Source organism: Terriglobia bacterium (assembly GCA_020073205.1).
In the GTDB taxonomy this organism is placed as follows: domain Bacteria; phylum Acidobacteriota; class Polarisedimenticolia; order Polarisedimenticolales; family JAIQFR01; genus JAIQFR01.
In genome coordinates this window covers 1-6,148 of the sequence record JAIQFR010000168.1, presented here as the reverse complement: position 1 = coordinate 6,148, position 6,148 = coordinate 1, and the positions used below count along the sequence as shown (strand labels likewise).

The 6,148-nt window shown below is 70.9% G+C and carries 5 protein-coding genes; all 5 read right to left on the bottom strand.

The annotated features are described in order from the left end of the window. A partial coding sequence (locus tag LAO51_19710; protein ID MBZ5640971.1) for a urocanate hydratase occupies positions 1-1,107 on the bottom strand: 1,107 nt, incomplete at its 3' end. Positions 1,108-1,240: 133 nt separating this feature from the next. Further along, positions 1,241-2,230 carry an aldo/keto reductase gene (locus LAO51_19705; GenBank protein MBZ5640970.1) on the bottom strand — a complete coding sequence of 330 codons (990 nt, stop codon included), beginning with the start codon at positions 2,228-2,230 and terminating at the stop codon, positions 1,241-1,243. Between the two features lie 31 nt (positions 2,231-2,261). Continuing rightward, positions 2,262-3,677: a TIGR01777 family oxidoreductase gene (locus tag LAO51_19700; GenBank protein ID MBZ5640969.1), complete on the bottom strand. Its 1,416-nt coding sequence runs from the start codon at positions 3,675-3,677 to the stop codon at positions 2,262-2,264. Positions 3,678-3,789: 112 nt separating this feature from the next. After that, positions 3,790-4,887: a carotenoid 1,2-hydratase gene (locus tag LAO51_19695; GenBank protein ID MBZ5640968.1), complete on the bottom strand. Its 1,098-nt coding sequence runs from the start codon at positions 4,885-4,887 to the stop codon at positions 3,790-3,792. A gap of 37 nt (positions 4,888-4,924) precedes the next feature. Then, on the bottom strand, positions 4,925-6,148 hold a 1,224-nt coding region (locus LAO51_19690), incomplete at its 5' end, for an ABC transporter permease (GenBank protein MBZ5640967.1).

The window sequence follows — 6,148 nt, the reverse complement described above, 5'->3', positions numbered from 1 at the left end:
ACTTGGGCAGCTCCATGCCGCTGTAGTGAACGACCCCCCGGCGTAAGGGTTGTGGAGCGACGTCTGATCGGACCCGAGGTCCACCTTCTCGCCGGAGGAGACCAGCCGCTCCCATAGATCCACCACGTTCCCCAGGTAGCCGAGCGAGAGCGGCGCCCTCGACTTCCTCGCCCGCTCGATCCTCGCCAGGAGCTTGTCGAGATCGGTCTCGTACTCCTGCAGCCACCCCTGCTCGTGCCTCTTCAGGAGCGCTTTCGGGTCGATCTCGGCCACGACGCCCACCGCCCCGGCGATCACCGCGGCCTTGGCCTGGGCGCCGCTCATCCCGCCGAGCCCGGAGGTCACGAACACGCGCCCCGCGAGCCCTTCCTCCTCCGACACCCCGAGGTACCTGCGACCGGCGTTGAGGAGCGTGATCACGGTCCCGTGGACGATCCCCTGCGGCCCGATGTACATGAAGCTGCCGGCCGTCATCTGCCCGTACGACGTGACGCCCAGGGCGGCGAGACGATCGTAGTCGTCCGGCGTCGAGCGGCTCGGGATCACCATGCCGCAGGTCAGCACGAGGCGAGGGGCGTCCGGGTGGGACGGGAACAGGCCGAGCGGGTGGCCCGAGTACAGCACCAGCGTCTGCTCGTCGGTCATCTCCGACAGGTACTTCATGACCAACCGGTACTGGGCCCAATTCTGGAAGACCGTGCCGTTCCCTCCGTACGTGACGAGCTCCTCCGGGTGCTGCGCGACCGCGGGGTCGAGGTTGTTCTGGATCATCAGCATGATCGCCGCGGCATGGCGGCTCCGGGCCGGGTAGTCCCCGATCGGGCGCGCCTTCATTTCGTATCCGGAGGGCCGGTAGCGGCGCATGTAGATCCGGCCGTCGATCTCGAGCTCCCGGGCGAACTCCGGCGCCAGGGCCGCGTGCTGGTGCGCGGGAAAGTACCGGAGCGCGTTGGAGACCGCGAGCTCCTTCTCGGCTTGCGTGAGGACCTGCCGTCGGGCCGGCGCGTGGCTCAGGGAGGGATCGGAGGGAGGCATCGGGGGAATCTCGTCCGGAATCCCCTCCGCGATCAGCATCCCGAAATCCCTGGCGGGCGTGGCTGCTTTCATGGCCGGTGGTCTCCGGGACCGAGGGGCGGTCAGAACGGTCGCCGCTCGGAAGCCCTCATCTTACCGCTCCGGCGCGACGCGGACCATTCCTTACGGCATGGGAGCGAGGCCCGAAGCTTCCGCCGGCTCCCGTTCACGAGTGTCCGAGAATCCGGTGCGGCTCGTACGTCTCCTCGAGCTGCCGCATCTCTTCGTCGTCCAGTTCGAGGTCGAGAGCGGCCGCGAGGTCGTCGAGCTGTTCCAGCCGGGTCACGCCGACGATCGGAGCGGCGACCCCGGGCTTCCGCAGGAGCCAGGCCAGCGCGATCCGGGCCGGCGTCGCCCCCCGGCGATCCGCCAGGGCCCTCGCGCGCTCGACGATCCGGAAGTCGCCCGGCGAGTAGTAGAGCCCGTGCGCGAAGTCGTCGGAGCCCGCCCGGATCGTGTCGCCGCCCTTGGCGCCTTCCGCGACGCGCCGGTTCCCCGAGAGGAAGCCGCGCGCCAGCGGGCTCCAGGGCGTGAGCGCGAGACCCTGGTCGAGGCACAGCGGGATCATCTCGCGCTCTTCCTCCCGGTAGACCAGGTTGTAGTGGTTCTGCATGGAGACGAAGCGGGTGAATCCGCCGTCGTCCGCCGCGTGCTGCGCCTTCGCGAGCTGCCAAGCGAACATGCTCGAGGCCCCGAGATAGCGCGCCTTTCCCGCGCGGACCACGTCGTGGAGCGCCTCCAGGGTCTCCTCGATCGGGCACGTCGGGTCCCACCGGTGAATGACGTACAGGTCGACGTAGTCCATCCCGAGCCGGCGAAGCGACACGTCGATCGCGGCCAGCACGTGCTTGCGCGACAGCCCGCCGTCGTTCGGTCCGGGCCCCGAGGGGAAGAACACCTTGGTCGCGACGACGTGGGCCTCCCGCGGCCCGAGATCCCGGAGCGCCCGACCCACGATCTCCTCGCTCACGCCGAGCGAGTACATGTCCGCGGTATCGAAGAAATTGATCCCGAGCTCCACGGCGCGGCGGAAGAACGGCCGGCTCTCCTCCTCCTCGAGCACCCACTTCCGCCAGGAACGCGAGCCGTAGGTCATGGTGCCGAGGCAGAGCCGGGAGACCTTCAGGCCGGTGCGGCCCAGTCCGACATAGTCCATCGAGCGCCCTCCGTGCCCCTCGGGTTACCGATCAGGAGCTGAACTCGACCCCGTCCGGCGGACGTTCGAGCCGCCCCAGCTCGAAGCGGAGCGCCCCCTCGAGGTCGGGATGCCGGAAGCGGAATCCCGCGTCGAGGAGCCTCCGCGGCCGCACCCGCTGCCCTTCGAGGAGCAGCGACCTCCCCATCTCACCGAAAAGAAGATCGACCACGGTCGAAGGCAGCGGCGCGACGGCGGGACGGCCCAGGATGCGGCCGAGCGTCCGCGCCAGCTCGGCGTTCCGGACCGGCTGGGGCGCCGACGCGACCACCGGTCCGGCGAGCTCCCCTCGGAAGAGCGCGAATTGGACCGCGCCGACCGCATCGTCCAGCGAGATCCAGCTCACATATTGCCGGCCGCTGCCCACGCGCCCTCCCGCGCCGAGCCGGAAGGCCGGGAGCATCCGCGCGAGGGCGCCTCCCGCGGCGCCCAGGATCACGCCGAACCGGAGGTGGACGACCCGGATTCCGCGCTCCATGGCCGGGACCGCGGCGGCCTCCCACTTCCCGCACACCTCCGCGAGGAACCCCCGGCCCGGGCCGCTCGCGTCCTCGAGCGGCTCCTCGCCCCGGTCGCCGTAGAAACCCACCGCGGAGGCGCACAGGAGCACTCGAGGCGGCGCCTTGAGCGCGGCGAGCGTCCGAGCGAGGAGTCGCGTCCCCACGATCCGGCTGGCGAGGATCCGGTCCTTCCGCGCGGCGGTCCACCGCCCCTCGCCGATGTTCTCGCCCGCGAGGTGGATCACGGCGTCGAGCGCTTCGAGCCGCGCCGCGTCGAGCCGGCCCGAGGCCGGGTCCCACGGGATGTCCTCTGGACCGGCGTCCGGCCCCGGACGGACGAGGCGGAACACCGCGTGTCCCCCGGTCGACAGGAAGGCGCGGATCGCCGAGCCGACGAGGCCGGTCGCGCCGGTCACCGCGATCCTGAGCGGCCCGCGGACGTCCATCGATCGGTGCCTCGCGAGGTCGGCGGCGGTGATCTCGTGGCGCCACGCGAACATCCGCTCGATCCTCCTGCGCGCCGAGCGGAGTCCGGCGAGCTCGCCCACGACCCCGAAGGGGAGCGCGTAATCCACCCTGTCCTCGAGAACGCACCCATCCCCGCCGTCGGGCTCGAACCGGTGCTCGTGGATCCAGTGCGCGAACGGTCCAGCGACCTGGCGGTCGACGAAGCGCCTCCCCTCGTCGTAGTCCGTGTGCTCCGCCTCCCAGCGAACCCTAACCGGTCCCGCGGGGACGTGGAGCGCGACGCGGCCGCCGTCCCTTATGCCTCCCGCGCGGTCGATCACCGTGACGCGCTCCCACGGCGGCAACAGCCGTTCCAGAGCCAACGGCCGCTCGTGCCAGCGGAACGTCTCCGCGGCCGGCGCCCCGATCCTCGAACGCGCGACGAATCGGTGCAGCCTCATGCGGAGTCCCCTCCGGCATTCACATGGCGACGGGCGTCCCGTACATTCTAGGACGCCTTCGCGCTACGCCGTCGCAGGAGGCTCCCTCGGGATCCGGGAGGCAGGTCCCGGCTCAGACCGGCGGGCGGTTGCGGTCGCCGTAGCCGGTCAGCTCCACGAAGCCGCGTCCCGCCGGGCGACCGTCGGCGTCACGGACCGAGACCGACCCTTCCCAGTAGAACGGCGCGTGCGGAATCCGGCCCCGGTTCTCCTGGTCGGAAAGGTCCGGCCGCACCTCGAGCCGCAATCCGGCGGAGGGGACGCCGATCGACCATCGCGCGGGGTACGTCGCGCCGGTCTCGGGGCTCTTCCAGCTCGCGAGGGACCGCACCGACCATTCGGACGGCGCGAGATTGCGGGCCACGCCGGCGCGGTCCACCAGGGTTCCGTTCCGGAAGTCCACGGTCCCGTCGGGGCGGCGCATCAGGTAGAGCATCAGGTCGCGCCCGTCGTCGAGCCTGAGCGCGAACCAGTCCCAGCCGACCTGCCCGCTCGAGAGGTGCGAAGAGCCGAACTCGTGGTCCATCCAGGACTCGCCGCGCACCAAGAACGTCCGGCCGTCGAGGACGATGGTTCCTTCCGTGGAGAGCCGCGTGAGGCTGTAGTACTCGCTCGCGGCCCCCGGGTCCTCTCCCTTGAGGCTGTAACCGTCCGGGCCCTCCAGCACCAGCGGCTTAAGGGGATGCGTCGAAAGGCGAAACGCCATGCGACGCTCCTCGTCTCTCATCTCGAAGTCGAACGCGCCCCCGTTCCACCCGAGGGTCCAGAGCCCACTCGTGCCGGCTGGGGCGAGCACCTTGGCGATCATGGGATCGGACGGCGCGCCGAAGGCGCCCAGCAGCGGAGCCTCGCGGCGGACGACGTCGCTGAATCGGCGCTCACCCCGGGCCAGGTCGGCGAGCGCCGCATGGTCCATGATCAGGTTCCGTGCGGCCCATTCCGATCGGAGCGCGGGTCGTTCCGGCGAAAGGCCGATGCGAAACACGGTGAACTGGTACGCGAAGACGCGTCCGGGCTCGTCCCGCGCCTCGAGTTGGCCCGTGAAGTACCACCACTCGGTACGGTACCCCTCGTGGGAGCCGTGGTCCCGGGGAAAGGACCAGGCGTAGCCGGGGACGGCGATCCGGAAGCCCGGGCCCGCCGCGAGCGCGCCCGCCAGCGCCGCCGCCACGACCGGTCCGGTCCACGCGCGCTGCGCTCCCCTCCGGTCAGAGATCGTCACGGCTCAACTCGGCGGCGGAAGTGCGGCTCGCCCTTAGGGCGGGGTAGACGCTCGCGATCGCCGCGGCGGCCAGGATCGTGGCCGCCTGCGCGGAGAGCGCGAGGACCGGCGCGCTCGGCGCGATGGTCCAGCCGAAATACGCACGGTTGATCACGAAGATCAGGATGGCCGCGAGCGCCGTGCCCCCGGGAAGCCCCAGCGCGAGCCCGAGCGCCCCCATCCCGATCCCTTCGCCGAGGAACACCCGGAAGATTTGCCACCTTCCCGCGCCCAGGGCCCGGTAGAGCGCGAGCTCCGCGGTGCGCTCGCGCGCGAGGACCAGGAGCGTCAGCGTGATCCCGAGCGCGGCGATCAGGAGCGCCATCCCCTGGAGGAGCCGCGTGACCGCGAAGGTCTGGTCGAAGATCGCCATGATCTCGTCGCGCAGCCCCCGCTTGTCGAGAATCTCGAGCGGCACGCCTCGGAAGCGCTCGCGAAGCGCGTCCATCGTCGCCTCGGTATCGACACCCGGCGCGAGGTAGAGATCGACGTTCGTGATCCCGCCGGGGCCGTAGGCCCTCTCCATCGCGGAGAGGTCCATCTCGGCGGAACCGTTCTCGTCCGAGTAGTCGTAGTAGACCCCCGCGATGGGGAATTCGGCCTCTCCTCCCGAGGTCGCGAGTCTCAGGCGGTCGCCGGGGCGAAGCCGCTCCTTCCTGGCCAGGGGCTCGCCGATCAGCACCGCTCCTTCCGAGACCATGCGCCGGATCGCCTCGGCGCGATTGCCGGAGACGAGCGGAAACCGTCCATCGCCTCCCGGCAAGCCCGCATCGCGGCCGATCAGCGAGATCCTCCGCGATCCGGTCCAGGCGAAGCCCTGCCGGAGCCGGTCGGCGGCCCGGACGCCCGGGAACCGCACGAGCGCGGCCACGAGGTCGTCATCCAGCGTCGCCGTTCCCCTCGCCCGCCTCCAGCTCTCGCTGGTGACGTACACGTCCGCCCGGATCGTGCTTCCGATCCAGACCTCGAGGGTCTTCCGGAAGCTCCCGACCATCAGCGTGATCCCCACCAGCATGGTGACGGCGACGCCGACCGCCGCCACCGCGAACGAGGTCGTGCCGAGCTTCACTCCGAGCGTCCTGACACCGTACGCGAAGTCGAACGCCCCAGGGTGGATCAGGCCGCTGACCCGTTTCAGCATCCACGGCGTCATCAGGGGCAGCGCGACGAT

Coding starts and splice junctions, on each gene's coding strand:
- LAO51_19700 (MBZ5640969.1), bottom strand. CDS start 3,677: ATGAGGCTGCACCGATTCGTCGCGCGTTCGAGGATCGGGGCGCCGGCC.
- LAO51_19705 (MBZ5640970.1), bottom strand. CDS start 2,230: ATGGACTATGTCGGACTGGGCCGCACCGGCCTGAAGGTCTCCCGGCTC.